Origin of the sequence: Rhizobium sp. BK181 (assembly GCF_014193305.1) — a bacterium.
GTDB lineage: Bacteria > Pseudomonadota > Alphaproteobacteria > Rhizobiales > Rhizobiaceae > Rhizobium.
In genome coordinates, this window is record NZ_JACHZA010000002.1 from 330,727 (window position 1) to 356,143 (window position 25,417).

Sequence of the window (25,417 nt, forward strand, 5' to 3'; positions counted from 1 at the left end):
CATGGCTTTGGAGGCCTATCAGGCGAAGCGCAATTTCAAGGTGACGCCGGAGCCAAGAGGAAGCCGGCGTTCCACCAAATCCACATCACCAGCCACGCTCAATTTCGTGATTCAGAAACACGACGCGTCACGCCTTCACTATGACTTCCGCTTGGAACTCGATGGTGTGCTGAAGAGCTGGGCCGTCACCCGCGGACCGAGCCTCAATCCCGATGAAAAGCGGCTTGCAGTGCATGTCGAGGATCATCCGCTAGACTACGGAGACTTCGAAGGCACCATCCCGAAGGGTCAATATGGCGGCGGCACAGTGCTTCTATGGGATCGTGGAACGTGGACGCCGAATGGTGATCCTCACAAGGGTTACAAGAAGGGTCACTTGGAATTTGACCTCGAAGGCGAGAAACTCAGCGGTCGGTGGCACCTGGTTCGCATGCATGGCAAGCCGGCCGAAAAGCAGGAGAACTGGCTGCTGATCAAGGCGGAGGACGAGGATGCTCGCCGCAAGGGCGATATCCTGAAACAGCGGCCGGAATCGGTGAAAAGCGGCCGCAAGATTGAAGAGGTGACAAAGCACCCCGACGCCACCTGGGACTCCCGTCGCAAGGGTGCATCGAAGCCCGCTGCAAGGGCTGTGGCGGCTCGAGCGAAGCCGCAACGCCACGATTGGCCGAAGGGCGCCGAAAAGGCAGCGATGCCTGACTTCGTCGAGCCTGAGCTTGCCAAGCTGAAGGCGAAGGCACCATCAAGCAAAGGCTGGATTCACGAGATCAAGTTCGACGGATACCGGCTTCAGGTTCGCCTTGAAAATGGCAAGGCAGGGCTGTTGACGCGCAGCGGGCTCGACTGGACCGAGAAGTTCGGCCGGGAGATTGCCGATGCCTTCGCCGCGCTGCCGGCAAGGTCGGCGATCCTTGATGGAGAAATCGTCGTCGAGCGGGAAAACGGAGCCTCGGATTTTTCGGCGCTGCAAAGCGATCTCAGCGAAAGGCGGCATGATCGGTTCGTCTTTTATGCGTTCGACCTCTTGTATCTCGACGGCTATGATTTGCGGCAGGCAAAGGTGACTGACCGGAAGCGGCTGCTGGAGGCGCTACTCGCGGGCGACTCCGGAATGATCCGCTACAGCCAGCATTTTACCGAAAGCGGCACAGTGGTTCTGGAGCATGCCCGCCAGCTTGGTCTTGAAGGCATTGTGTCGAAATTGGCTGACAGCGAATACGTTTCGGGACGTACCGGCGACTGGGTGAAATCGAAATGCCTGGAGAGACAGGAATTTGTTGTCGGCGGCTATGTGCCCTCGAGCGCGATGAAGAATGCAATCGGCTCGCTGGCCATGGGCGTTTATCGCAAGGGCAAGCTTGCGCATGTGGGCAGGGTAGGGACGGGCTTCAGCGTTAATGTTGCCCAAGGTCTCTATGAGACGCTGTCGGCAATGGAGCAAAAAGACAACTCCTTCGACGATGATCTCACCACCGAAGAGCGCCGTGGGCTGGTCTATGTCACGCCAAAGCTCGTCGCCGAGGTTGAATTTCAGGCATGGTCGGCTGACGGCAACTTGCGGCATGCTGCATTTCGTGGACTGAGGGAAGACAAGGCGCCAGAGGATGCGATGCCGGAACTAACAAACATACCTGCTCGGGAACTGCCTCAGTCCAGCGTGACGCTCACGCATCCGGATCGCATTTATTGGCCGGAGGAGGGCGTCACGAAACAGGGGTTGGCGAGCTACTATGCGCGGGTATGGCGCTTTATCGAACCCTATGTGACGAAGCGGCCACTTGCTCTGTTGCGCTGCCCCGATGGCATCGCCGGCCACCAGCGGTTTTTCCAGAAGCACGCCTGGAAAGGTATGAATCCAAACATCGAACAGATCACCGATCCGAAGGACAAGGGCGGCGAGAAATTGCTGCGCATCATGGACTTCGACGGGATGGTGGCGCTCGTCCAGTCCGCCGTGCTGGAAATCCATCCGTGGGGTGCCACGACTGACAGCTGGGAGCGACCGGACATAATCACCATGGATCTTGATCCGGCCGATGGCGTCAGCTGGTCGGATATCATCGCTGCCGCCAACGAGTTGAAGGAGCGTCTCGAAGCGGCGGGTTTGGCGGCCTTCGTCAAGACCTCCGGCGGCAAGGGGCTGCATGTCGTCACACCGCTAAAACCGAAGGCCAGCTGGGTACAGGTCAAGGCCTTCGCCAAGGCGCTCGCCGATGGGATGTCAAAAGATCAGCCGGACAAGTATCTTGCGACCGCTACGAAAGCGAAGCGGACCGGCAAGATTTTCATAGACTATCTGCGCAATGGGCGTGGCAACACGGCCGTCGCCGCCTACTCCACCCGCGCCCGGCCAGGGGCTGCTGTCTCCATGCCGCTTGAGTGGACCGAGCTGACCGAGGAAATCGGTCCGGCCTATTTCACCGTCGACAACGCTCCGGCGCGTCTCGATGGCCTGCGGAGCGATCCGTGGGCGGATTTCTTTGCCGCCGCCGTTCCGCTGGAGAAGCGAAAGTAAGGGACGGTCGCTTGCGATCTGTCAGTGAGATTTCGGACGTCCCGTTTCCTTGGCGAGGCTTTTCTTCAGGGCGTCCATGATGTTGACGACGTTGCCTGTCGGTTTTGTTGTCGGCCGCTTGGAGGATGGCGGTGTGGCTTTGACCAGGCTCTTTTGCTTCGCGCGGATCATCGCTTTCAGGCGTTTCTGGATAGGATCCCGCACCATGGTCGGTTGCCATTCCTCGGTCCGGTCCTTGACGAGTTTCGTCATCAAGGAAAGCACGGTGGCATCGACCTTACCATCGCCGTCGAGCGTGGCTGCCGGCGGACGAACTTCGTCGCCGAAATGCAGCGTCCAAAGGATGATACCCTTGCCCTGAGGCTCCAGCAGGACGGCGCGCTCGCGCCGGTAAAGGACGAGCCGGGCAATGCCGACCACATCGTTTGCCTTCATCGATTCGCGGATCACGCAGAATGCCTCCGTACCGACCTTGTCCTCCGGTGTTAGGAAGTGCGGCTTGTCGTACCAGATCCAGTCGATCGAGCCGCGTGGCACGAATGTATCGATGTCGATGGTCTTGGTGCTCTCCAGTCCGACCTCTTCGAGCTCCTTGTCCTCGAGAATGACATAGTCGTCTTCGCCGCGGGGATATCCCCGGGCTTGATCCTTGTCGGCAATTGGCTTGTGGGTGACGCTGTCGACGTAGCGGCTTTCGACGCGGTTCTTTGTCTTTCGGTTCAAGACGTGAAATCGAAGTTGGTTGCTGTCCGTGGTAGCCGGGGTGAGCGACACCGCGGCGGTGACGAGTGACAGCTTGAGATAGCCCTTCCAATAGGTCTGACGTGCCATTTGCGCCCTGGCGCCCTGGCGCCATCTCCCGTGGCCGCATTCGCGGCGATTTCCCATAACGGCCCGGGGCGTGGTTTGGTTCCATCGCGATCGTAGCTAAGCGGCGGATGTATGAAAGCGGCTGCCCTCAGCGCCCGTTCAGGCCCTTCAGCCAGCGCAGCACAGCGATTTCGCCCTGGTCCATCCAGCGCAGCAATCTGGCGCTTCGGCTCGGCCGGGCGGCAGCGAGCTTGGCAAGCTCACCTGCTTCGAAGCTCTCGAATACCTTCGGATGGATGTAGGACGACCTGCAGACGGCGCGCGTGTTGACCAAGCGTGCGGCAACTGCATCGACGACCTCGTTCATTTGTCGCGCGCGCCCGCGCTGGCTTTGCTCCGGCTCAAGCGCGGCGAGCGCGATTGCTGCCATTTGTGTTGCGCCCCATGTGCGGAATTGCCGGGACGTGAAGTCGGTTCCGGACGCCTCCCGTATGTAGGCGTTGACGTCCTGCGACTGGATCGGATGAGCGGCGCCGCTGTCATCGATATACTGGAACAGCTGCTGGCCGGGCAATTCCTGGAGCATGCGCACGGCGCGGGTGATGCGACGGTCGCTGTGGCTGAGGCGCCATTCCTTCCCGGACTTGCCCTTGAAGCGGAAGTGGATGCTCGAGCCTGAGATTTTCACATGCCGGTTTCGCAGCGTTGTCAGGCCGTAGGAGGCGTTGTCTGCGGCGTAACTCGCATTACCGACGCGGATATAGAGATTGTCCAGAAGCCAGACGATGGTCGCCAGCGCCTTGTCAATATTGGGCATCCGGCGCCGGAGGTCGGAGTCTACTTTCTTGCGGATCGCAGGAAGCGCCGAGCCGAAATCGGCAAGCCGCTCGAACTTGCTTTTTTCTCGCTCAGCCGTCCATTTGGAATGGTAGCGGTACTGCTTGCGGCCGCGCGCATCACGGCCGGTAGCCTGCAGATGAGAATTCGGGTCGGCGGAGATGAGAACCTCCGTGTAGGCGGGCGGAATGGCCAGCGCCGAGATTCGCTCGAGCTCCGCCTGGTCGGCGATGCGCGTGCCCTGGGCGTCGTGGTAGACAAATCCGTTCTTGACGGCTCGCCTTGTTATGCCCGTCACCAGGTTCGCAATAAAGACGATACCGCCGGCCGCCGGTGGCTCGCTGAGCGCAGCCGCCAGTTTCTCGTCAAGTTGCTGTTTATAGGTCGCTCTCTGGTCCACAGTGAGCATGAAACGCCGTTGCCGTCGGTAGGTTCCGATTCGGCGCGGCAACCCACCAACAGCCACTCAAAAGCTCCACAATCCTGCTATTCGATGACCACCTGAACGTAGGTAGCGCCGCTCTTGGCGTAGTAGAGCGATCCACATCGGTAGTAGTAGCCTCCGTAGTACGGTCCGTAGACGCAGCCTGCCGGCAGCGTGTTCACGTAGACGGTCGTTCTGCGCACGACGCGGCGTGTCGTTCGCCGAGCGGCGCCCGCATAGGACAGCGGTGTCAGGGGGCGGCCGATTTCGGCTTGTGCCGGGGTGGATGCGCTGATGGCTACCGTGGCTAGGTCGTTCCCCTCCATGCTGACATCGAGGGAGGCGAACGCAACCGCGAGCGCAATAGCGAAAATCCGTACGGAGGTTTTCATTGTGCATCTCCCATCTCTGTCGGCGCCGGCAGTTCATCGATCTGACCAAGTTCGCTGAGATCAACCTTCTTGGCATCGCCGGGTATTTCGATGGCAAAGTTTGCCACCTTCACATCTTCTCCTGTGCGGAAGTTCCGGACCTCGAGCATGTATTCCGGCGCCTGCACCACGTGCTTGCTGGTCACCACATAGCGCTTCGGGACAGGCTTCGCCCCCGATTCTATCCATATCTGCCAGTCGACATCATTCTTCCGGAATGTCAGGTATTCGCATTCCACACCGTCGACGACGGCGCTTGAAATGTGCTTGGACTCCGTGACGCCGTCCATCAGCGTATCGAAGCTGTTCGAGAGCAACAGATCGGAGCCCGGGATTTCTGCACCGGCGTTCTGAAGTCGGTCGAAAAGCTCGTCGAGGCTGCCCTTTGCGTCGATCTGGGCGTAGGCGTCGAGGTTCTTTCCGTGAACCGTGAACTTCGTGCCGTCAAAGCTGACGTCAAGGTCGGCAAAACCTCCGGTGCGCGTCACCCGGATTTTGTCCGGCCGGCCGACCGTTGCTGTGCCGGAGCTGACGAATTGCAGCTTCTCGAAGGTCGGAGTCACAGCTTCCACCGAGGAGACATAGTCGAAGGAGAATGTCTTTTGAGCCGCCATATAGTCGGACATTGCCTTCAGCAATTCCTTCGAGTCGTCCGCCCACGCCGGGCAGTTCGATCCTGCGGTCATTGCGCACAAGGTCACCAATACCTTGAAGCGTGTCGCCAACATTAATTTCGCCATGTCACGGCCCTCACTTTCGCAACGGTTGATTGGGTACGCGTCGAATGCTGGGTACGTTAAGGTCGCCGGCGGCATTGCCAGCAAGGCCACGCTTTCGAGTGCCTTCGGGGCATCAAAAACCGCGCAGACCGTCGGATTGGACGGAAGCCCGGCTACTGTACGTTTCTTTTTCTTGCGGCAGAAATGTAACTGCAAGTTCATCTTTTGTCACATGTTTCGTCCCGTATCGCCAACTATTTATCGCGCGTGCCTCTATTGCTTTTCGCGGAAATGCGGAAATATTGGTTCATACTATACTCTGCCCAGGCGCATGGACTGTTGGGATACGCCAGGGGCGCACATGAAATCCGAAGCTCGTGCATGCATCGGGGCAGAAAAATGCGCGAAAGTTCGTATCGAGGGCTGCATCTTATCGGTATTTTGACGGTGGTCGCTGCGTTATCGGCATGCGACAGCGGGAACAATGCGTATGTGCCGCCGCCGCCGCCGAAGGTGAACGTGGCGCAGCCATTGCAGCAGCCGGTGGTTGAATATTTTGAGCTGACCGGCAACACGGATGCGATAAACGCGGTCGACATCGAGGCCCGCGTGCAGGGCTTTCTTGAAACGATAGACTACAAAGACGGTACCCCGGTAAAGAAGGGCGACAAGCTCTTCAGCATCCAACGCGACACCTATAAGGCACAGGTTGACCAAGCCCAGGCGCAACTGGCTTCGCAGCAGGCGTCGCAAGTCGGCGCGAAGCAGGAATACGACCGGCAGCTCAATCTGATGAAGCAGGAAGTGACGACACAGACAGCCGTCGACAGCGCCAAGGCGACACTGGATGAAGCAAACGCCTCCATCCTGAACGCGCAGGCGAGCCTCGATCTTGCAAACATCAACCTCGGATATACCGAAGTAGTGGCCCCCTTCGATGGCACTGTGACGGACCACCTGGTTGATGTCGGTGCGCTGGTGGGCGTGTCAGGCCCGACGAAGCTTGCCACGATCGTTCAAACCGACCCGCTCTACGTCTATTTCAACGTCAGTGAGGCTCAGGTGCTGATGATCAAGCAGAGCCTCGCCAAGGCCGGGCGCAAGCTGACCCAGGCCGACCTTCCCAATATCCCGGTGGAAATCGGGCTCGGCGACGAGGAGGGCTATCCACACAAGGGGCACCTCGACTACGTCTCACCGCAGATCGATGCGTCGACAGGCACGCTTTCGGTTCGGGGCATCATCGACAACAAGGACCACGCACTTTTGCCGGGTCTTTTTGTCCGCGTTCGTGTTCCTGTCGCCCACCAGGACAAGGCGCTCGTCATTCGTGATGATGCGATCGGCACCAATCAGCAGGGAAATTACGTGCTGGTGCTCGGCAAGGACGACGTGATCGAGCAGAAAGTCGTCAAAATAGGCCAGCGCAATGGCCAGATGAGAGTCGTCGAATCCGGTCTCGATCCCGCGGATTGGGTCGTCATGGCCGGGATCCAACGGGCCGTACCCGATATGAAGGTCACGCCTGAGAAAATCACGATAGAGGCCGCGGCAACGGGGGATCCGAGCGGATCGAAGGTCCCATGAGCCGGCAGCGGATTAGCTCCAGGAGGCGAAACGGATGATCTCGCGCTTCTTCATCGAGCGGCCGGTACTCTCGAATGTTCTCGCGCTGGTCTTCGTCCTGATCGGCGCCGTCGCATTGTTCCAGCTGCCGGTCGCCCAGTACCCCAACGTAGTTCCGCCGACCGTTCAGGTGACGACGCGTTATCCGGGCGCGAGTGCCAAGACTCTGGTCGATACCGTGGCATTGCCAATCGAATTGCAGGTCAACGGCGTCGAAAACATGCTCTACATGCAGTCGACCAGTGCCAGCGACGGCACCTATTCGTTGACGGTCACCTTTGCAATCGGCACCGATCCGGATCAGGCGCAAGTCCTGGTCCAGAACCGCGTCGCCATTGCGATGCCATCGCTGCCGCAAGCCGTTCAGGTTCAAGGCGTGACGACGCAGAAGAAGTCGACGTCGATCCTGGGGTTCGTCACTCTCACTTCGCCTGACAGCCGCTTCGACAGCCTCTTCTTGTCGAATTACGCGGTCATCAACCTTCAGAACGAACTGGCTCGGCTTCCCGGCGTCGGCAATGTCAGCGTTTTCGGCGCGGGCCAGTATGCGATGCGGATCTGGATGGATCCGGATCTGTTGCAGGCCCGCGGACTGACGCCGCAGGACGTTATCAGTACGGTGCAGCAGCAGAGTCAGGAGGTCACGGCGGGGCAAGTCGGACTGCCTCCAGTGCCTAGCGGACAGGATTTCCAATATACGCTCAATGTCAGCGGTCGTCTCAACGACGCTCCCGACTTCGAAAACATCATCGTGAAGGTCGATTCTGCCGATGGCGGTCGGATAACGCGAATACGCGACATCGGCCGCGTCGAACTCGGCGCGCAGACCTACAGCCAGTCATTCCTGCAGAACCGGCACCCGGCGACCGGCATCGGCATTTTCCAGCTGCCGGAGGCGAATGCCATTGCGGTTGCCCAATCCGTTCGGGCGAAGATGGCGGATCTGTCGAAAAGCTTCCCACCCGGCCTTCAATACACCATGCCGTTCGATACGACGAAGTTCGTTGAGGCGTCGATCAAGGAAGTCTACAAGACACTGATCGAGGCAGGCGTTCTGGTCCTGATCGTGATCCTGCTGTTCCTGCAAGATTGGCGGGCGATGCTGGTTCCGGCGACGACTGTTCCTGTCACGATCATTGGTGCGTTTGCGGCGATGGCGGCGCTTGGTTTCACGGTCAATCTGTCGACGCTGTTTGCGATCGTCCTTGCGATCGGCATCGTCGTCGATGACGCGATTGTCATCGTCGAGGGGGTTTCGCGCCATGTCGAGGAGGGTATGCCAGGTCGGCAGGCGGCAGAGAAGGCAATGGACGAGCTTCTCGGTCCGGTCATCGGCATTACGCTCGTTCTCATGGCGGTCTTCATTCCGGCCGCCTTCTTGCCAGGCTTGACCGGCCAGCTCTACCGGCAGTTCGCGCTTGTCATCGCCGCGACGGCGCTGATCAGCGCAATCAACGCGATCACCCTGAAGCCGACGCAATGCGCCCTCTGGCTGAGGCCGCCTGTGCCGCCCGAACGGCGCAACTTCTTCTATCGCGGCTTCAACCGAGTTTACGATGCGGCCGAGAATGGCTATTCGCGGCTTGTCGGTGGCCTTGTGCGGAATAGTGCGATCTCAGTCCTCGTGGGCTTGGCACTGATCGGTGTTGCCTTCTGGGGCCTAACCCGTCTTCCGACTGCGTTTCTCCCGACCGAGGATCAAGGCTATGTGCTGATCAGCGCGCAATTGCCGGACGGCGCCTCGAAGCAGCGCACGGATGCGGTGATGCAGCAGGTCAGCGAGATCGCCGAGGCGACGCCCGGCGTCGATCAGGTGCTGACGATCAGCGGGATATCGGTGCTGGACAACAGCGCAAGCCTGCCGAACGCCGGTGTCGCCTATGTCATTCTCAAGGACTGGGACGTCCGTGGAAAGGAAAAAGGCCAGGACCTGCTGTCGATATACCAGCACCTGAACGGCGCGCTGGATAGTATCATGACGGCAAAGACGCTTGTCCTGGTTCCTCCTGCGATCCAGGGTATCGGCAACGCCAGTGGGTTCACCATGCAGGTACTCCTCAAGGATGGCAGCTTCGATTTCGCGCTGCTGCAAACACTGGCCAATACGATCGTCGAGCGCGGCAACGCGCAGTCCTCGCTGCAGCGGTTGCAGACCTCGTTTCGAGCGGACGCTCCGCAGCTCGAGGTTTCTGTCGATCGCATCAAGGCCGAGACGCTCGGCGTCACCGTCGGGCAAGTGTTCTCTGCGCTTTCGGGCTATGTCGGATCGAGCTATGTGACACAGTTCAACAAGTTCGGCCGCACTTTCCAGGTCTATGTGCAGGCGTCGCCGGAATTCCGCGTGCGGCCGGATGACATCCGCAATCTGAAAGTCAAGGCGGGCGATGGCACCATGGTGCCGCTGGGTACAGTAATCGACGTCACCAGTGTGCCGGGACCGTCGCTGATCAGCCTCTACAATCTCTATCCTACCGCCACGATCGTTGGCGGCGCCGCGACCGGCTTCAGTTCGGGGCAGGCGCTGAATGTCATGGAGCAGATCGCTGATCAGACATTGCCAACCGGGGCCGGATTTGAATGGACCGCCTTGTCCTACCAGGAGAAGGCAGTCGGCACGCAGATCTACTACGTCTTCGGGCTCGCCATTCTGCTGGTCTATTTCGTTCTGGCCGGCCAGTACGAAAGCTGGATATTACCTTTCGCGGTCATTCTCGCGGTTCCTCTCGCGCTCCTCGGCACGGTCGGCGCCCTGACGGCGCTCGGCGTCGCCAACAATCTCTATACGCAGATCGGCCTCATTCTGCTTATCGCGCTGTCCTCGAAGAACGCCATTCTGATCGTTGAATACGCACGTGAAAAGCGAATGCAGGGAATGGAAATCGCTGCCGCGGCAGTGCTTGCGGCACGATTGCGTTTCCGGCCGATCCTGATGACGTCGTTCGCCTTCATTCTCGGCGTTTTGCCCCTCGTGCTGGCGACCGGCGCCGGGGCCAATGCGCGCCGGTCAATCGGTATCTCAGTCTTCAGCGGCATGATCGCGTCGACTTGCCTAGCGGTTTTGCTGGTGCCGTCCTTCTATGTGGTCCTGCAACGCTTCGAGGAATATCGAAAGCGCCGCACTGCGGCAGTACCGGATACGCAGACATAAATGCCGTGGCGTCAGAGACGCGACTGTCAGGTCATTGAGCAACACTGACGCCCACAATTGAGGTTTTGTTGTCCCAGACAGAGGCGAGCCCATCGTGGTCGATCCTCTGTGCCGTGGATAGCAAGGGCGCCCTCCCGAAGGGGGCCCCAGAAGCAGCCTCACGATGCCGACATGGTCGACACTGTGATTTCCGCAGGGAGAGGAACTATGAAGGATTTCTCGTCGTCATCATTGGATGTCTCATCCGCGAAACGCGCCACTTGGAGAACGAGACTTGGCCTGCCGCTGCTTTGCGCAGTCACGCTGTTTGCGGGCACGACAGTTGCGCAACAGCCGACGGATGCGCAGCGCAACGCCATCAAGTCCGCCTGCCGCACCGATTTCCTATCGAATTGCTCCGGCGTCACGCCGGGCGGCAAGGAAGCGCTTGCCTGCCTGCAGCAGCATGAGGCGTCACTGTCGTCCGGATGCAAGCAGGCGATCAGCGCGCTCGGCGGAAGCGGCAAGGCCGCCACTCCGAAATCATCGTCCGACGCATCGACAGCCCCAGCAACGCCGGATAGCGGCACGCCCAAGGCCGCCGCGCCTGCTGCCGCAGCCGCGCCGGAACTTTCGCCGCGCGAGGAGATGGTCATTGCCCGCGAGGCGTGCGGGCCGGACTTCCGATCTTACTGCCGCGCTGTTCCGCTCGGTGGCGGCCGCGGCATCGCCTGCCTGAGGGAGAACATGTCTCGCCTGTCGCCAGGCTGCCAGAAGGTCTTGGCCCACGGGCTCTAATTCGTCGCGTGTCCCATTTCCGAAACCGGTGCGCAGATGCGCCCGATTCGCAGCTTGGTCACAAAGTCGTCAGACCTAAGTCCGACTAGCCAAGCGGACTGTCGGCACTAACTGACCCTTGTCCTTCTGCCCCGAAGGATGAGGGAGGCTTTAGGATGTCGCGGACCAACCCTCCTTCAGCCTCCCTCTTTTCGATCGGACCTTTGTCCAACTTCCCAAGTAGCTTCACTCAGCCTAAGTTATTGTTGTCCTTCCGCCAAAAAGGACGCACAGGGGTACCTTCGGGTCCCTGAGGGCTCGAGAGGATCACCGCGGGTAGGCTGACCTCTCGGCTCTCCCGCTCTCGCATGCAAACGCGAATTTTCGAACGCGCCCAAGCTCAGCTATTTGCCGGTTGTTATGACCATCCGGAACCGCGCCGCCCCACTCATCATTCGCTCATAAGCCTCTGCGGCCCGCTCCAGCGGCATGGTTTCGATCATCGGACGAATGTTGGCGAAAGCGCTGAATGCGAGCGTGTCTTCCGAGTCGCTCGATGTCCCAGAGGGCCATCCCTGAATTCCGCGACGACCGCCAATCAAGAGGAATGGCGAGACTTCAATCGGCTCGGATGAAGCGCCAAGCACTATCATCTTGCCATTGACTGCCAATCCACCAAGCACCGCGCTCATCGCCTGTGAGTTGGTGACGGTCGACAGGATCACGCGGGCTCCGCCGAGCTTGCTCAATTCGGCGGCGACATCCTGCGTGGTGCTGTCAAGATAGCGATGAGCTCCGAGCTCACGCGCCAATGGCTCCTTGTCGGCACCCCGCGCAATGGCGATCGTGCGACAGCCCATTTTCGCGGCGAATTGCACGCCAAGGTGGCCGAGCCCGCCGACACCAAGCACGGCAACCGTATCGCCCGCCCGAACGCCGCTGTTGCGCAATGCGTTGTAAGTGGTGATCCCGGCGCACAGAAGGGGCGCGGCCTCGGCGGCATTGAGTTCATCGGGGATTACGGCCAAGGCTTCAAACGGTGCGACCATATACTCCGCATAACCGCCGTCATAACTGATCCCCGGAATTTGTGCCGTCTCACAGGTCACGAAATCGCCCCGGCGACAGGAGGAGCAGTGCCCACAATGACCGCCGTGCCAGCCAACTCCGACGCGTTGGCCCGCCTTCCAACGCGGCACGCGTTCGCCGACTTGGTCGATAACGCCGACGACCTCGTGGCCCGGTATGCGCGGGTAGGCGATGCCGGGAAAGGCTCCCAATACAGTGAAGGCATCGCTATGGCAGACTCCGCACGCTTGAACCTTGATCAAGACCTGGCCGGCAGCGGGGGTCGGAATCTCGCGTTCGACCAGTTGCAAAGGCGCATTGGCATTTCTTACTTCGACAGCGCGCATGCTCGGCATGGAATCCTCCTCAGATTTCGTTACCTCACGTTCACCAGGCATTGCCAATCGTATCACCGCGGCAGGCTTTCGCATGCGTGGCCGCATCTAGTGCGGTGGAGGTGTTCTTCAATCCGCTCACCCAACCGAGCATAGGGCAGGGTTTCGGCTGGCGTGGGTCAACCAAATCCAGCGTGCCGCCCTGTCGGAGGTCAATGGTACATTCCCACCAACTGCGTGGTGGTTTTCTCTCACAAGATCACGGGATCGTTGCGATAGTTGCGTTTTCTCAGGTCGTCTAGAATTGCCCGGCCTACTGGAGTCGTGTCGTGACCGAGACAATTGTGCAGCAACTGATCTTTACATTGGGCGTCGCCCGCGAAATGGCATCCTGGGAAAGTCCTGACTACGATTTTGTCATACTGCTTATCCAGCAGGCGTTGCGAGCAGCCGAGGAAGAGGCGTTGCGTCACGGCATCGTCACCGATTTTGATGCTGCATCCGAGCACCAACAGTAATCGGCAGCGTACGGTCGGAACCAATTCGCCAAAAGGCGCCAACCGTACGCTCGTCGATCCGGGAGAGGCTGGGGTCGGCTCCAGGATCGACCCAACGAAAACTAGGGGAGCGCAGGCGGACTTGTATTTGCGTCTTTGCTGATGTTTCGATGTTTGTTCTTGCGCCAATTGGATGTCTTCTGATCGCAAGCGAGAATGAGGCAATGCCGGAGAGCGAACTCATCGAGCTGATTTTTGCACTTTGCTTTGCGCGCGGAATCGCCTCGCGCCGAAGAACGGCGGTCTATGAGCTCGTCATCTATCGTATCGACCAAGGCCCTACGGCTCGCCAGGAGGATGCCCTCAGCCGTGGCATTGCGATCGACGTTGATCGCACCGACGTGACCTAGGTTTAGAACTCTTAATAGCTAATACGGTCCTTAAGCTTTGAATGCCTCGCCGAGATCCATCTGAAGGCTCAGTTTCTCATCCAGAAAGGGGGCCGATCACAACAAACGCGTGTAGATCGGCAAGTTTCCCCTCATATACGGCAAGCGAAGAAAAAGCCCCGCAGTCGCGGGTGCGGGGGCAGAGGCGCGACCTGCACTTTGAGGGGTTTCACTTCCCAAAGCATAGCCAAAACACAGTGGGTCGGATTTTGTTCCTGGCGTGTCCACAAAAAAGAGGCCCGCATTTTTGCCGTTCAGGCAGTTGATCGATTGGCGGAAGCGCAGCTGGTCGCCAATTCTTACCGGTGACGAAGCCTGGACCTGGTCTCAATGGGAGGCTTTCCGCCCGAGATGGCGGTCCTTCGTTCCTTCGAACTCTTGTGTATGAGCGACGCACGTACGTCATTTCGGCTTCGCACATGCGGTAATTGTCATATGATTCGAAATGCTAAAAAATCACAAAAATCAGTTGCTTGCCTTGGTTTTCTCGAATACGTTCACTTCATAGGGCAGTTCCCACTAACAGTACTTCCGGCAGCACTCCGCGGCGCTTTGACCTCACTCGAGGAGGGTGATGACGTTGTTTCTACGACTTCGTTTCTTCGCAACGGCTCAACGAGTGCGTGATCTCGTGTCGATCCGATACCGACCGACGACGACAAGCTGACTCCGCCGTCAATCCTTGATCCAATTGCTCGATGGTGCGTGCGCCCACGCCCGAGGTTTGTCTATGCGAAAGCAAGCTGTCGTATTCAACGGTCAGGAAGTCGGGATTGCGGTTCCCGTCGAAAACCGCCTCAAGTTCATCGCGGTCCGGTTCAGTGTCATTGACCTCGACAACAAGCTTTTCGATACGGTCACGGAAATCCGGCGCGCGATCACTGAACATCTCGCGTCCAGCGGTCGTCGCGCCGTCGCTTCACACTGAATGCCAAGCCGGAATCTTCGGCATCGGCTCAACAGAGATTGCAGGCTTACAAATGAGGGGCTGTAAAGCGGTCGCCTTAATCTGGGGGAGATCAGGAATGCTAGTCACGAGTATCCTTGAAACCGAATTGGCCGTGCTCTCGCTGTCCGTTCAGTCTTGGTACAGGCATTACAAGGCCAAACCGGACGACAAGAGATCGGAGATGATCTGCAGCGCGGCGCTCGACCTCTTCAATCGCGGTCATCGCACCCAGGAGGAACTCACTGGTATGCTGATCGCGCGGTTTCCTCTGGCAACCGTGGATGTTTTCATCGCTCCGGCATCCCCGGTTGTCCACTAGTCCCAACGGCCGACTCAGCATTGCTATGGTGCCGTTTACACAGGGGGTCGCCCAAACGAGAGGCGCCGAAACGATGAGGCGGCTCAAACTTTTCCGGGTGCTCGACATCGCCGATCTATGCGCACGACGCGGTAGCGGACAGGCCGTCGAGGCTGTGCAAAGGCAGACGCGAGTTCAGCTCTTTGCAAAGTCCGCCGCTGTGAGGGGAACAGGTCGGTAGCCGTCGATGTCAGCTATGTCGTATTGCCGGCCCAGCTCTGCTGCGACCAAGGCGTGCCCGGATTTCGACATCAGCGCAGGGTCTCGCCAAAGTCCGGCAATGACGTGCCCGATAAACCTGGGGGACTCGGAGTTGGACAAGTCGAAATAATCTGCGTTCCGCATGACCGCTTCAGTGCGGACCAGACCGGGATAGAGTGCGACGGCGGCGACGTTGTGGGGACGCAGCTCGTGTGCGAAATCTGCGGCCATCTTGTCGGCAGCAGCTTTGGCGATTCCATAGATCGCATTCCCCTCGTAGAGTTGAGCTGCCCAGAATGAAATATTGACGATTAGACCGCGATGGGTTGAGATCATCATCGGCGCCACTTCCCGCGACATCATGAAAGCAGCCTTCAGTGCAGTGCCGATCATGGCGTCCCATCGCCGGCTTGGTTGCTCCCAGAATGGTCGAGGCCAGGTGAATTCGCCATCCTCGACCATGCCTTCATAGCCGGGCCACGCATTGTTCACCAGAATATCCAGCCCGCCACCGGCTCGGATCCCCGCGGCCACACGCTCGGTTTCGGCGTCGTTGCTGTGGTCACAGTGATGAATGACAACTCGTCCGGGTAGGTTCGCGGCCTCCAGCTCGAGCCCTTGGAGCGATCCCGCGCGGTTATCCTCGGGACCCCCCTCTACCTCGGAAAACGTCCTGCCGGTAACGTGTACCGTGGCTCCTTCGGTGAGCAAAGCAAGCGCAATCCCGCGGCCGACGCCACGGCTGCCGCCCGTCACCAGTGCGACGACATCTTTCATGTCGGATAGCCTCCCTCTTGCTCGGGAGCTTTTGTGCGCGAGCGCGTTTGAACAGTCAACGACAGCGCGTGAGGGCCACTCCATCCTGGCCGATCTGGACGTTCGTATTGAGGCAGCGCATGGGTTTCGATCCGCCGCCCAAAATGGCACAGGCGAAGCGCGCAGGCGCGGCGAAAACCCTGAAGAGAGTGGTGGGCCCGGAGGGGACTCCATCCTTTTTGATTTTATTCACTTTTTGTTGGGCCGTTTGGACCCATGTTTCCCGCATGTTCTCGTATGGGCCCAACCAGCGCATTTTCGTGCGCAACAACCATAAAGTGTATTTTTCGCGTCTGCACCAATAGAGAGAAGGTTGTGATGTAAGGCCCACGTTGGGCCCTTTCGAAATAACGTAATGAAAACAATTGGATGGTGGGCCCGGAGGGACTCGAACCCCCAACCAAGCGGTTATGAGCCGCCGGCTCTAACCATTGAGCTACAGGCCCGGCGGCAACGTCGCTGCCGTGTCCGGCGCAATGGTTCCCCGGAACGGGTTTCGCTCTAACGCAATTCTGCAGCGGTCACAAGGGACCGCCGCAATAGCTTCACAATCAATCGGCAAGACGACAAGCGAGAGTTCACAATCACGGAGTGAAATATCGTGTTGCCTAACACCAGAACAATCGCCTTCAGCCTTCTGCTGAGCCTTCCGACCGCTGCTGCCACGGCACTGCCGACGCTGGCTGCCGATTCCCAGTCTCGCGAGCCCGTGATTTCCGTTAGCGGCGAGGGCCAGGCCAGCGTAGCGCCCGACATGGCGGTGCTCAACCTTTCCGTTGTGAAGCAGGCAAAAACCGCACGTGAAGCGCTCGACGCGAACAATAAGGCGATGAGCGAGGTGCTGGCTGCGCTGAAAAAGGCGGGCATTGCCGAGCGGGATCTCCAGACCTCCGGCTTTTCCGTGCAACCGCAATTCAATTATCCGCAATCCAACGATGGCCAGCCCAAGCCCCCGGAGTTGATCGCATACCAGGTGTCCAATTCGCTGAGTGTGCGTGTCCGCGACCTGTCCAAGCTCGGCGCCATCCTTGACGAGGCGGTTACGCTCGGCGTCAACCAGGGCGGCGACATCCAGTTCACCAACGACAAGCCGGAGAAAGCGATGGAGGAGGCACGCAAGAATGCCGTTGCCAATGCCATCGCGAAGGCGAAGACGCTTGCCGAAGCCGCCGATGTCAAGCTCGGCCGCGTGGTCGAGATCACCGAGACCCTGCCGCGCCCGCAGCCGGTGCCGGTTTTTCGGGCAGCAATGATGAAGGAGGGGGCCGACTCAGCCGTTCCCATCCAGGGCGGTGAGACCAGCTACAACATTACCGTCAACGTGACGTTTTCGATCGCGCAATGATCGTCGGGTGGCTCGGCCGCCTTCCATTTGAGATTAAACGGCCATTGATATTCGCTGCAATATCAATGGCCTATTTCTTTTCTACGGCGCGCGGGAACCGTGAGGCCGATAAAAGGCTTTCTCACGCATATATTACACTATAACATAGATCGTGTTATTCGGTCCCGCAGGGGAAACCTGAGTTCTGCTTCCCACGTAGCTGCCCGGCCGAAAAGGAGGAATGGCACTAGCCCTAAAGAGGAGACAGACATGACGAATGCCTTGCCGCCGCTTCACAATGGACACGCCCCGTTCACCCTTCAGGAACTCTTCCGCGAAGCACTCTATGCCTTCGAAGAGTGGGATACGGAACTCACGGAACCAATCGTCACCTTCGAAGGACGCGTTGTTCCCATCAGCCAGGTCTTTGAAGCGATGCGTCAATGCGACGATATCGTTCCGATGAATATCGTCGGGGCCGTCACCGAACGGCTGACAAAGCCTTGGGAAGGCGAGGGACCGCTCGACCAAATGAGTTTCTCGACCGCCGCCCGCGTCATGGGCGTCCTGGTTCGCAAGCGCCTTCTGGCCAACGGCGTGCCTGAAATCGCCGCCGTTGCGGAACAGACGGCTGAACGCCACGCCGACAGTTGAGTGGCGGACTGCGGTGATCCGTCGCGCTTCCGGCATGAAAATCACAGGGGCATGAAGGACTGCTTGGGGCCGGCGCAATTGTCTGCGCCGGCCCCCGCCGCGTTATGTGGTGCGTCAATCCATTTTGTGGCCGGTGCCGATACGACTGCACTAGACCGCGATGCCGACAATCCGCGATCATTCACAATGCTCTCCTGTAGCTCTCGGGTGTCGCCACGATTCTGCTTTACTTTTCCCTTCCGCTTGCATTTGTTCAGAAAAAAGCATTGCAGGAGAGGAAACAGACATGACCATGCCCGATGAAGACCTCGGACGGATCGCCGACCAGGAGAGGCTGCTAAGCTTCGACACCTTCGATCTCACGACGGCATGGCAGCTCGGCAGGCTCCTGCAGGAACTCGCGAGCGAACGCGGTCTCGGCGTCGCGATCGATGTCACGCTGCATGCAATGCCGGTTTTCTATGCCGCGCTCCCGGGCGTTACGCCGGATAACGTTCAATGGGTACGGCGCAAGCGCAACCTGGTGCTACGCTATTTCAGAAGCAGCTATGCAATCGGCCTCGACCTCAAGCAGAAGGGCAAGACGGTTGCCGACAACGGCCTGTTGGATGCCGACTATGCGCCACACGGCGGCAGCTTTCCGATCAATGTAAAGGGCACCGGCTGCATTGGAGCAGTCACCGTCTCCGGCTTGCCACAGCGCGACGACCACAACCTTGTGGTCGAGGCGCTCGCCCTGATGCTGGCGAAGGATCTCGACGCGTTGCGCCTGGCATGATTGCCATTCCAGCTGGCGTAGTTTGAAGCGCGAGCTCTGTGCTGCCAGCGATCCCTTCCGGAGAAAGTTGCAGTTCGATCAGGTCGAGCCAAACCTCGTTCGCGGCCAGCGCTTAGCCTTCACCTGAGCCGAATACGACGGTTTCCAACCACGGGTTGGAGAACGTCCGCTCCGGATCCATCCGGTCTCGGAGGTGGGCAAATTCGGCAAGCTTTTCATATTTGCCGCCGACGTGGTGGCCCGTGAAAACCTTGCCCCAGTGTGGCAGGGGCGCGAAGGGCGACAGCGCCTGCTCAATGTGCCTCGCAGCCGCGTTCACCGCGTCTTGATCCCGAGTCCAGGTGAAGTGGATCGAGAGCGTGTCGCGGCGATATTGCGGGCTGAGCCATAGTTCATCTGCCGCAACTGTCCGGAACTCGGCCGCCTGCACCAGATGGGCAAACTTCTCACGGATCGACAGCAGAGCGTCGATGGAAGCCGCTCCGTATTCCCGTGGGATGTGGAACTCGGACTGTATCTCCTCGCCGTTGCTCGGCGTGAAGCCCATCTTGAAGTGCGGAAGCCTGTCGGACCAGCGCCCGTATTGCCCCAATTGTTCGGTGGCGTTTTGCGCCTCCAATCCGCTTATCGGATGCCTGTTGACCATTGCGCGCGTTGCACCGTGGATGGCGGCAGGCCACTCATCGGCTGATGCGGTTCTCTTGACCCAGATCGACCCCGCTTGCTGGCCCCATTGGGTGAACACACTGACGCTGTAACCCAAAGCCATGATTTCATCGAGGTTAGCCAAGAGCTTGTCCCAAGCCAATCCGTCGTAGACGCACTGCGCGACCTGAAACTCCGGCTGAACGTCAAGCGTCACACGTGTAACGACACCAAGGGCGCCGAGGTGCACGACCATGCCGGCGAAATCAGCATCGCCGCGAGCAACTTTCATCAGGCGGCCGTCGCCAGAGACAATTTCGAGTCCTGAGACCGCCGTCGCCAGATTGCCGTTCCGATTGCCCGAGCCGTGCGTCGCTGTTGCGATCGCTCCGGCGATGGAGATGTGGGGTAGGGAGGCCAGGTTGTGAACGGCCAGACGATGGCGACGGAGGAAAAGCGCAAGCTCGCCATAGGTGCAATGACCGGCAACTGAAACTTGCGTTCCGTCACCCTCGACGAGAGGGTTGATTGGCAGATTGGCGAGTGACAGGGCAACTTCGCCATCCGCGATCGCATTGAACGAGTGGCCGGATCCCAGCGTCTTTATCTTTGGCGATCGCGTCACGATTTCGCAAACCGCGTCCAGGGAAGACGGGTATAGGCAGTCTCGGAATCCATAGTGAAAACTGGCCGCCCAATTGGCCGTTGGGATAAACGTCATACAAAACCTCGCACCGATCTGTTTTTCAGCGCACAATCATTCCGGCTGCTTGTCGTCGCTTGGCGACAGTGGGCCAGCGTCGTGGCCTGCGCTCGAAAATAATGGTCAAGCGCCAAGGAGGTGGCGCTTGCTCAAATCAGATTTTGCCGCCCGCTTCCGCGATGACCTTGGTCAGGCTGCCATTTGCCGGGAAGAGGGGGATCAGGCATGCCTGCAGGGCGTGGTAGATGTCGCCCTTGCCCGGGAACAGGCTGTGTGAGGGAACGAGGTCTTCTGTCAGTTCCTCATGCCAGCCGCCGTTCTTGTGGTCGATGAACGAGCGTTCGATCACGTTCCAGATCCTGCGGTAGTGTTCCTCGTGGTAGTCGCTCGGCAGATGCCCGTTCAGGAAGTGCGCGGCAGCGGCACCTTCGCAGGCCGGCCACCACAGCTTGTTGCGCTTGGCGGGCTTGTCGTCCCAGTCTAGCGTATAGAAGAAGCCACCCTTGTCGTCGTCCCAACCGAGCGCGATCGACTGCGAAAAGAGGCTCTTGGCCGCATCTGGCATCCATTCCTGCTTCTTGCCGCCGAGCACCCAGAGCTGCAGGAGAAGACGTGCCCATTCCAGCCAGTGGCCGGGCGTCGTACCTGCCGGACGGAACATTTCGTTCGGGTGGTAGTAGTCCTTGTCGAGGCTCCAATCGGTGGTGAAATGTTCGCCGACACGCCAGCCGACGGAACCGGCCGCACGACGGATGACGAGGTCGGCGATGCTTTCGGCCTTGGCGAGATAATCGCGGTCACCCGTCGCCTCGAAGGCAGCCATCAGCGCTTCGGTGAGATGCATGTTGGAGTTCTGGCCGCGGTAGTTTCCGCCGTCGAGCGGCTGCCAGTCGGCGGTGAACTCCTCGGCGATGGCGCCGTGCTTGGCTTCCCAGAACTTGGTGTTCAGGACTTCGGTGATGTCGGCGAGCATGCCGTCGGCCAGCGGATGGCCGACCGTCTTGGCGGAGGACGCGGCAAGCAGCACGAAGGCGTGACCGTAGCCCTGCTTGTTTGAATCGATGGGGCCGTTGTCATCGAGCGACCAGAAGTAGCCACCGTTCCTGGTGTCGCGGTGATGGTTCCAGATGTACTGCATGCCATGGTCGACGACGTCGGATGCGCCCGGGCGACCGAGCAGGGTGCCGATCGCAAAGCAGTGGACGGCGCGCGACGCTATGTGGATCGGACGAACCTGGGCGGCGGCATCGAGCGGCTTGCCGGTGTCGTCGAGATCGAAGAAGCCGCCCTTCGGGTTGATGGAGTTGTGCTGAAAGAAATCGAAGAGCCCGTTTGCCTGTGCAAGCAGCCAGTTGCGGTGGTAGGTCCGGGTGGTCCAGTTTCCGAGCGCGGCGTCGCCGTTTGCAGGTGCCATGATACTCCTCCGATTTCGTGCACAAAGCCTTCGCAACCGCCTATATAGGGGCCGCCCGAGTCTGTCATCTGCCAAGCGCCGCAAAGCCGCCACATGACGGGCATATATTGACATAAAGATATCTTTATGTGATTGGACCATCTGGTCTGCAACGACGTCAAGGAGTCCGCCCGTGTTTGATACTCTGTTTGGTTCCGAAGGGGCAAAGCGCGACGGTAGTGAAGTGTTTGCTGCGCTCAAGAAAGCCGCGAGCGAACGCATCCTCGTTCTTGATGGCGCGATGGGCACGCAGATCCAGGGTCTGGGCTTCGATGAAGACCATTTCCGCGGCGACCGCTTCATCGGCTGTGCCTGCCACCAGAAGGGCAACAACGACCTTCTGATCCTGTCGCAGCCGGACGCGATCGAAGAGATCCATTACAAATACGCCAAGGCCGGCGCCGATATTCTCGAGACCAATACCTTCTCCTCGACGCGGATCGCCCAGGCCGACTACGCGATGGAAGGCGAGGTCTATGCGCTGAACAAGGAAGGCGCCGAGATCGTGCGCCGCGCTTGCATCCGCGCCGAGCGTGAAGATGGCCGCCGCCGGTTCGTCGCCGGCGCCATCGGCCCGACCAACCGCACGGCTTCGATCTCTCCCGATGTCAACAATCCGGGCTTCCGCGCCGTCACCTTCGATGACCTGCGGGCAGCTTATGCGGAGCAGATCGACGGCCTGATTGATGGCGGCGCCGACATTATCCTGATCGAGACGATCTTCGACACGCTGAACGCCAAGGCCGCGATCTTTGCCTGCGAGGAGCGCTTCGACGCAAAGGGCATTCGCCTGCCGGTCATGATCTCGGGCACGATCACCGATCTTTCCGGCCGCACGCTCTCCGGCCAGACGCCGACGGCCTTCTGGAACTCGGTGCGTCACGCCAATCCGTTCACGATCGGTCTCAACTGCGCGCTTGGCGCCAACGCCATGCGTCCGCACCTGCAGGAACTGTCGGGCGTTTCCGATACCTTCATCTGCGCCTATCCGAATGCCGGCCTGCCGAACGAGTTCGGCCAGTATGACGAGACGCCGGAACTTATGGCGGCGCAGATCGACGAGTTCGCCCGCGAGGGTCTCGTCAACATCGTCGGCGGCTGCTGCGGCTCGACGCCGGAGCACATCAAGGCGATTGCCGAGGTCGTGGCGAAGTACAAGCCACGCCCGATTCCCGAGCACCGGCCGTTCATGTCGCTGTCTGGCCTCGAGCCCTTCGAGCTGACCAAGGACATTCCCTTCGTCAACGTCGGTGAGCGCACCAACGTCACGGGCTCCGCGAAATTCCGCAAGCTGATCACCAATGCTGATTATACGGCGGCGCTCGACGTCGCGCGCGACCAGGTGGAAAACGGCGCGCAAATCATCGACATCAACATGGACGAGGGCCTGATCGATTCCGAAAAGGCGATGGTCGAGTTCCTGAACCTGATCGCTGCCGAGCCGGATATCGCCCGCGTGCCGGTCATGATCGACTCGTCCAAGTTTTCGATCATCGAATCCGGCCTGAAGCGGGTCCAGGGCAAGCCGATCGTCAACTCGATCTCGCTGAAGGAAGGCGAAGAGAACTTCCTGGCGCAGGCGAAACTGCTGCATGCCTATGGCGCTGCTGTGGTCGTCATGGCCTTCGATGAGACGGGGCAGGCGGACAGCTACGAGCGCAAGGTCGAGATCTGCACGCGCGCCTACAAGATCCTCACCGAAAAGGCGGGCTTCCCGCCAGAGGACATCATCTTCGATCCGAACGTCTTTGCAGTCGCGACTGGTATCGAAGAGCACAACAACTATGGCGTCGACTTTATCGAGGCGACGCGGACGATCCGTGAGCGCATGCCGTTGGTGCATATTTCGGGCGGCGTCTCGAACCTGTCCTTCTCGTTCCGCGGCAATGAGCCGGTACGTGAGGCGATGCATGCGGTGTTCCTCTACCACGCCATCCAGGCGGGCATGGACATGGGTATCGTCAATGCCGGCCAGCTGGCGGTCTACGACCAGATCGATCCGGAACTGCGCGAGGCCTGCGAGGACGTGGTGCTCAACCGCCGTCCTGATGGGACCGAGCGGCTGCTCGAGGTCGCCGAGAAATTCCGTGGCGGGGCTGCGCGCGAAGGCCGTGTGCAGGATCTGTCGTGGCGCGAATGGCCGGTGGCAAAGCGTCTTGAGCATGCGCTCGTGAACGGCATCACCGAATATATCGACGCCGATACCGAAGAGGCGCGCCGGAAGGCCGAGCGTCCGCTTCACGTCATCGAAGGCCCGCTGATGGCCGGCATGAACGTGGTCGGCGACCTGTTCGGCTCCGGCAAGATGTTCCTGCCGCAGGTCGTCAAGTCGGCGCGCGTGATGAAGCAGGCTGTGGCCGTCCTCCTCCCTTACATGGAAGAGGAGAAGCGCCAGAACGGCGGCGACGACCGCAAGGCTGCCGGCAAGATCCTGATGGCGACCGTCAAGGGCGACGTCCACGATATCGGCAAGAACATCGTCGGCGTCGTGCTCGCCTGCAACAACTACGAGATCATCGACCTCGGCGTCATGGTGCCGGCGACGAAGATCCTCGAGACCGCCGTTGCCGAGAAGGTCGATATCATCGGTCTCTCCGGCCTGATCACGCCGTCGCTTGACGAGATGGTGCACGTTGCCGCTGAGATGGAGCGCCAGGGACTGGATCTACCGTTGCTGATCGGTGGAGCGACGACGAGCCGCGTCCACACCGCGGTCAAGATCCATCCGGGCTACAACAAGGGCCAGGCCGTCTACGTGACCGATGCCAGTCGCGCAGTCGGCGTCGTTTCCACGCTGCTCTCGCCTGACAATCGCGACGGCTACGTGGCCGACATCCGCGCTGAATATGCGAAGGTGGCGGCTGCGCATGCCCGCAGCGAGGCCGAGAAGGTGCGTCTGCCGCTCGCCCGCGCCCGTGAGAACGCGCAGCAGGTCGATTGGGCGGCTTACAAGCCGACCAAGCCGAGCTTCCTAGGTACCAAGGTGTTCGACGGCTACGATCTGGCTGATATCGCCAAGTACATCGACTGGACCCCGTTCTTCCAGACCTGGGAGTTGCGTGGCCGGTTCCCTGCCATTCTCGAGGATGAGAAGCAGGGCGAGGCGGCTCGTGCGCTTTGGGCTGACGCGCAGGCGATGCTCAAGAAGATCATCGACGAGAAGTGGTTCCATCCGCGCGCAGTCATCGGCTTCTGGCCGGCGAACGCGGTTGGCGACGATATCCGCCTGTTCAAGGACGACAGCCGCAAGGACGAGCTTGCCACCTTCTTCACGCTGCGCCAGCAGTTGTCGAAGCGTGACGGCCGGCCGAACGTTGCGCTGTCGGACTTCGTCGCACCTGTCGATAGCGGCGTCCAGGACTATGTCGGCGGCTTCGTCGTCACGGCCGGTATCGAGGAAGTCGCGATTGCGGAACGCTTCGAACGCGCCAACGACGACTATTCGTCGATCCTCGTGAAGGCGCTGGCCGATCGCTTCGCCGAAGCCTTCGCCGAGCGCATGCACTTACAGGTACGTCGCGAATACTGGGGCTACGCCAAGGACGAGCATCTCAGCAATGAGCAGCTCATCACCGAGGAATATGCCGGTATCCGCCCGGCACCGGGTTACCCGGCACAGCCTGACCATACCGAAAAGAAGACGCTGTTCGGCCTGCTCGATGCGGAGAAGGCGGCTGGGGTGACGCTCACCGAGAGCTATGCGATGTGGCCGGGCTCTTCCGTTTCCGGCATCTACATCGGCCACCCCGATTCCTACTACTTCGGCGTCGCCAAGGTGGAGCGGGATCAGGTCGAGGATTACGCAAACCGCAAGGGCATGGATGTTGCGGAGGTCGAGCGCTGGCTTGGGCCGGTTCTTAACTACGTGCCGCGCAAGCGCGACGAGGAGATCGAGGACGCGGCCTGATTGGCTGCGTCTTC

21 protein-coding genes, 1 tRNA gene and 1 pseudogene are annotated in these 25,417 nt (G+C 59.9%); 13 read left to right on the top strand and 10 right to left on the bottom strand.

The features are described 5' to 3' along the window. Position 1 precedes the first annotated feature (1 nt). On the top strand, positions 2 to 2,515 hold the full coding sequence (gene ligD / locus FHT77_RS09065; protein WP_183754445.1) for a DNA ligase D: 2,514 nt from the start codon (positions 2 to 4) through the stop codon (positions 2,513 to 2,515). A 21-nt stretch (positions 2,516 to 2,536) separates the two neighbouring features. Here ligD and FHT77_RS09070 read toward each other — a convergent pair whose 3' ends face one another. The 4 genes from FHT77_RS09070 to FHT77_RS09085 form a co-directional block, all read right to left on the bottom strand. After that, positions 2,537 to 3,346: a Ku protein gene (locus FHT77_RS09070; RefSeq protein WP_183754448.1), complete on the bottom strand. Its 810-nt coding sequence runs from the start codon at positions 3,344 to 3,346 to the stop codon at positions 2,537 to 2,539. Between the two features lie 127 nt (positions 3,347 to 3,473). Continuing rightward, positions 3,474 to 4,571, bottom strand: coding sequence for a DNA topoisomerase IB (locus tag FHT77_RS09075; protein WP_210280837.1), 1,098 nt, complete (start codon positions 4,569 to 4,571; stop codon positions 3,474 to 3,476). Between the two features lie 77 nt (positions 4,572 to 4,648). After that, positions 4,649 to 4,978 (bottom strand): hypothetical protein, encoded by a 330-nt coding sequence (locus FHT77_RS09080; RefSeq protein ID WP_016554588.1) that lies wholly within the window; start codon positions 4,976 to 4,978, stop codon positions 4,649 to 4,651. Then, a complete protein-coding gene (locus FHT77_RS09085; RefSeq protein WP_183754449.1) occupies positions 4,975 to 5,757 on the bottom strand; it encodes a DUF2092 domain-containing protein in 783 nt (260 codons plus the stop codon). Before FHT77_RS09085 ends, FHT77_RS09080 begins: the two co-directional genes overlap by 4 nt. Positions 5,758 to 6,135: 378 nt before the next feature. Here FHT77_RS09085 and FHT77_RS09090 point away from each other — a divergent pair, with 378 nt between their 5' ends. The 3 genes from FHT77_RS09090 (at position 6,136) to FHT77_RS09100 (ending at position 11,287) form a co-directional block, all read left to right on the top strand. Then, positions 6,136 to 7,323 (top strand): efflux RND transporter periplasmic adaptor subunit, encoded by a 1,188-nt coding sequence (locus tag FHT77_RS09090; protein ID WP_183754451.1) that lies wholly within the window; start codon positions 6,136 to 6,138, stop codon positions 7,321 to 7,323. Between the two features lie 34 nt (positions 7,324 to 7,357). After that, positions 7,358 to 10,510: an efflux RND transporter permease subunit gene (locus tag FHT77_RS09095; RefSeq protein ID WP_183754453.1), complete on the top strand. Its 3,153-nt coding sequence runs from the start codon at positions 7,358 to 7,360 to the stop codon at positions 10,508 to 10,510. Positions 10,511 to 10,717: 207 nt separating this feature from the next. Then, entirely contained in the window at positions 10,718 to 11,287 is a 570-nt protein-coding gene (locus FHT77_RS09100; RefSeq protein ID WP_183754455.1) for a hypothetical protein, read from the top strand. 383 nt (positions 11,288 to 11,670) lie between these two features. On the opposite strand, the gene FHT77_RS09105 is transcribed toward FHT77_RS09100, so the two are convergent. Then, positions 11,671 to 12,690 carry an alcohol dehydrogenase gene (locus tag FHT77_RS09105; protein ID WP_183754457.1) on the bottom strand — a complete coding sequence of 340 codons (1,020 nt, stop codon included), beginning with the start codon at positions 12,688 to 12,690 and terminating at the stop codon, positions 11,671 to 11,673. A 308-nt stretch (positions 12,691 to 12,998) separates the two neighbouring features. Here FHT77_RS09105 and FHT77_RS09110 point away from each other — a divergent pair, with 308 nt between their 5' ends. From FHT77_RS09110 to FHT77_RS09125, 4 genes are all read left to right on the top strand, one after another. Then, positions 12,999 to 13,187, top strand: a complete 189-nt coding sequence (locus tag FHT77_RS09110) for a hypothetical protein (protein ID WP_016554582.1) — start codon at positions 12,999 to 13,001, stop codon at positions 13,185 to 13,187. Between the two features lie 203 nt (positions 13,188 to 13,390). Continuing rightward, positions 13,391 to 13,576: a hypothetical protein gene (locus FHT77_RS09115; protein ID WP_183754459.1), complete on the top strand. Its 186-nt coding sequence runs from the start codon at positions 13,391 to 13,393 to the stop codon at positions 13,574 to 13,576. Between the two features lie 769 nt (positions 13,577 to 14,345). Further along, positions 14,346 to 14,543 carry a hypothetical protein gene (locus tag FHT77_RS09120; protein ID WP_183754461.1) on the top strand — a complete coding sequence of 66 codons (198 nt, stop codon included), beginning with the start codon at positions 14,346 to 14,348 and terminating at the stop codon, positions 14,541 to 14,543. A 97-nt stretch (positions 14,544 to 14,640) separates the two neighbouring features. Further along, positions 14,641 to 14,883, top strand: coding sequence for a hypothetical protein (locus FHT77_RS09125; protein WP_183754463.1), 243 nt, complete (start codon positions 14,641 to 14,643; stop codon positions 14,881 to 14,883). Between the two features lie 174 nt (positions 14,884 to 15,057). Here FHT77_RS09125 and FHT77_RS09130 read toward each other — a convergent pair whose 3' ends face one another. Both FHT77_RS09130 and FHT77_RS09135 read right to left on the bottom strand, forming a co-directional pair. Next, on the bottom strand, positions 15,058 to 15,900 hold the full coding sequence (locus FHT77_RS09130) for an SDR family NAD(P)-dependent oxidoreductase (protein ID WP_183754469.1): 843 nt from the start codon (positions 15,898 to 15,900) through the stop codon (positions 15,058 to 15,060). A gap of 409 nt (positions 15,901 to 16,309) precedes the next feature. Beyond that, a tRNA-Ile gene (locus FHT77_RS09135) sits at positions 16,310 to 16,385 on the bottom strand. Between the two features lie 155 nt (positions 16,386 to 16,540). Here FHT77_RS09135 and FHT77_RS09140 point away from each other — a divergent pair. From FHT77_RS09140 to FHT77_RS09150, 3 genes are all read left to right on the top strand, one after another. After that, the gene (locus FHT77_RS09140; protein ID WP_183754471.1) at positions 16,541 to 17,284 is read left to right on the top strand and encodes an SIMPL domain-containing protein; all 744 of its coding nucleotides are present in this window, start codon (positions 16,541 to 16,543) and stop codon (positions 17,282 to 17,284) included. Positions 17,285 to 17,533: 249 nt separating this feature from the next. Next, a complete protein-coding gene (locus FHT77_RS09145) occupies positions 17,534 to 17,917 on the top strand; it encodes a hypothetical protein (RefSeq protein WP_183754473.1) in 384 nt (127 codons plus the stop codon). A gap of 286 nt (positions 17,918 to 18,203) precedes the next feature. After that, the gene (locus tag FHT77_RS09150; protein WP_183754475.1) at positions 18,204 to 18,695 is read left to right on the top strand and encodes a heme-degrading domain-containing protein; all 492 of its coding nucleotides are present in this window, start codon (positions 18,204 to 18,206) and stop codon (positions 18,693 to 18,695) included. Positions 18,696 to 18,807: 112 nt separating this feature from the next. Here the strand turns inward: FHT77_RS09150 and FHT77_RS32210 are convergent, their stop codons facing one another. After that, complete coding sequence (locus FHT77_RS32210; RefSeq protein WP_409527441.1) at positions 18,808 to 19,596, bottom strand: D-arabinono-1,4-lactone oxidase; 789 nt, start codon at positions 19,594 to 19,596, stop codon at positions 18,808 to 18,810. Here FHT77_RS32210 and FHT77_RS32215 point away from each other — a divergent pair. Then, positions 19,585 to 19,668, top strand: coding sequence for a hypothetical protein (locus tag FHT77_RS32215; protein WP_409527442.1), 84 nt, complete (start codon positions 19,585 to 19,587; stop codon positions 19,666 to 19,668). The genes FHT77_RS32210 and FHT77_RS32215 overlap by 12 nt on opposite strands. Here FHT77_RS32215 and FHT77_RS32220 read toward each other — a convergent pair. Together FHT77_RS32220 and FHT77_RS09160 are read right to left on the bottom strand one after the other, a co-directional pair. Then, a pseudogene (locus tag FHT77_RS32220) lies at positions 19,636 to 20,061 on the bottom strand (FAD-binding protein); the annotation flags it as partial. The gene FHT77_RS32215 and the pseudogene FHT77_RS32220 overlap by 33 nt on opposite strands. A gap of 136 nt (positions 20,062 to 20,197) precedes the next feature. Then, a complete protein-coding gene (locus tag FHT77_RS09160) occupies positions 20,198 to 21,457 on the bottom strand; it encodes an AGE family epimerase/isomerase (RefSeq protein WP_183754479.1) in 1,260 nt (419 codons plus the stop codon). Between the two features lie 172 nt (positions 21,458 to 21,629). Between FHT77_RS09160 and metH the strand changes: the two genes are divergently transcribed. Beyond that, positions 21,630 to 25,403 (top strand): methionine synthase, encoded by a 3,774-nt coding sequence (gene metH, locus FHT77_RS09165; protein WP_183754481.1) that lies wholly within the window; start codon positions 21,630 to 21,632, stop codon positions 25,401 to 25,403. Positions 25,404 to 25,417: the final 14 nt, after the last annotated feature.

Coding starts and splice junctions, on each gene's coding strand:
- FHT77_RS09115 (WP_183754459.1), top strand. CDS start 13,391: ATGCCGGAGAGCGAACTCATCGAGCTGATTTTTGCACTTTGCTTTGCG.
- FHT77_RS32210 (WP_409527441.1), bottom strand. CDS start 19,596: ATGGTCGTGCACCTCGGCGCCCTTGGTGTCGTTACACGTGTGACGCTT.
- FHT77_RS09100 (WP_183754455.1), top strand. CDS start 10,718: ATGAAGGATTTCTCGTCGTCATCATTGGATGTCTCATCCGCGAAACGC.
- FHT77_RS09145 (WP_183754473.1), top strand. CDS start 17,534: ATGACGAATGCCTTGCCGCCGCTTCACAATGGACACGCCCCGTTCACC.
- ligD (WP_183754445.1), top strand. CDS start 2: ATGGCTTTGGAGGCCTATCAGGCGAAGCGCAATTTCAAGGTGACGCCG.
- FHT77_RS09095 (WP_183754453.1), top strand. CDS start 7,358: ATGATCTCGCGCTTCTTCATCGAGCGGCCGGTACTCTCGAATGTTCTC.
- FHT77_RS09075 (WP_210280837.1), bottom strand. CDS start 4,571: ATGCTCACTGTGGACCAGAGAGCGACCTATAAACAGCAACTTGACGAG.
- FHT77_RS09070 (WP_183754448.1), bottom strand. CDS start 3,346: ATGGCACGTCAGACCTATTGGAAGGGCTATCTCAAGCTGTCACTCGTC.
- FHT77_RS09120 (WP_183754461.1), top strand. CDS start 14,346: ATGCGAAAGCAAGCTGTCGTATTCAACGGTCAGGAAGTCGGGATTGCG.
- FHT77_RS09160 (WP_183754479.1), bottom strand. CDS start 21,457: ATGGCACCTGCAAACGGCGACGCCGCGCTCGGAAACTGGACCACCCGG.
- FHT77_RS09080 (WP_016554588.1), bottom strand. CDS start 4,978: ATGAAAACCTCCGTACGGATTTTCGCTATTGCGCTCGCGGTTGCGTTC.
- FHT77_RS09105 (WP_183754457.1), bottom strand. CDS start 12,690: ATGCCGAGCATGCGCGCTGTCGAAGTAAGAAATGCCAATGCGCCTTTG.
- FHT77_RS09125 (WP_183754463.1), top strand. CDS start 14,641: ATGCTAGTCACGAGTATCCTTGAAACCGAATTGGCCGTGCTCTCGCTG.
- FHT77_RS09090 (WP_183754451.1), top strand. CDS start 6,136: ATGCGCGAAAGTTCGTATCGAGGGCTGCATCTTATCGGTATTTTGACG.
- FHT77_RS09085 (WP_183754449.1), bottom strand. CDS start 5,757: ATGGCGAAATTAATGTTGGCGACACGCTTCAAGGTATTGGTGACCTTG.
- FHT77_RS09150 (WP_183754475.1), top strand. CDS start 18,204: ATGACCATGCCCGATGAAGACCTCGGACGGATCGCCGACCAGGAGAGG.
- FHT77_RS09130 (WP_183754469.1), bottom strand. CDS start 15,900: ATGAAAGATGTCGTCGCACTGGTGACGGGCGGCAGCCGTGGCGTCGGC.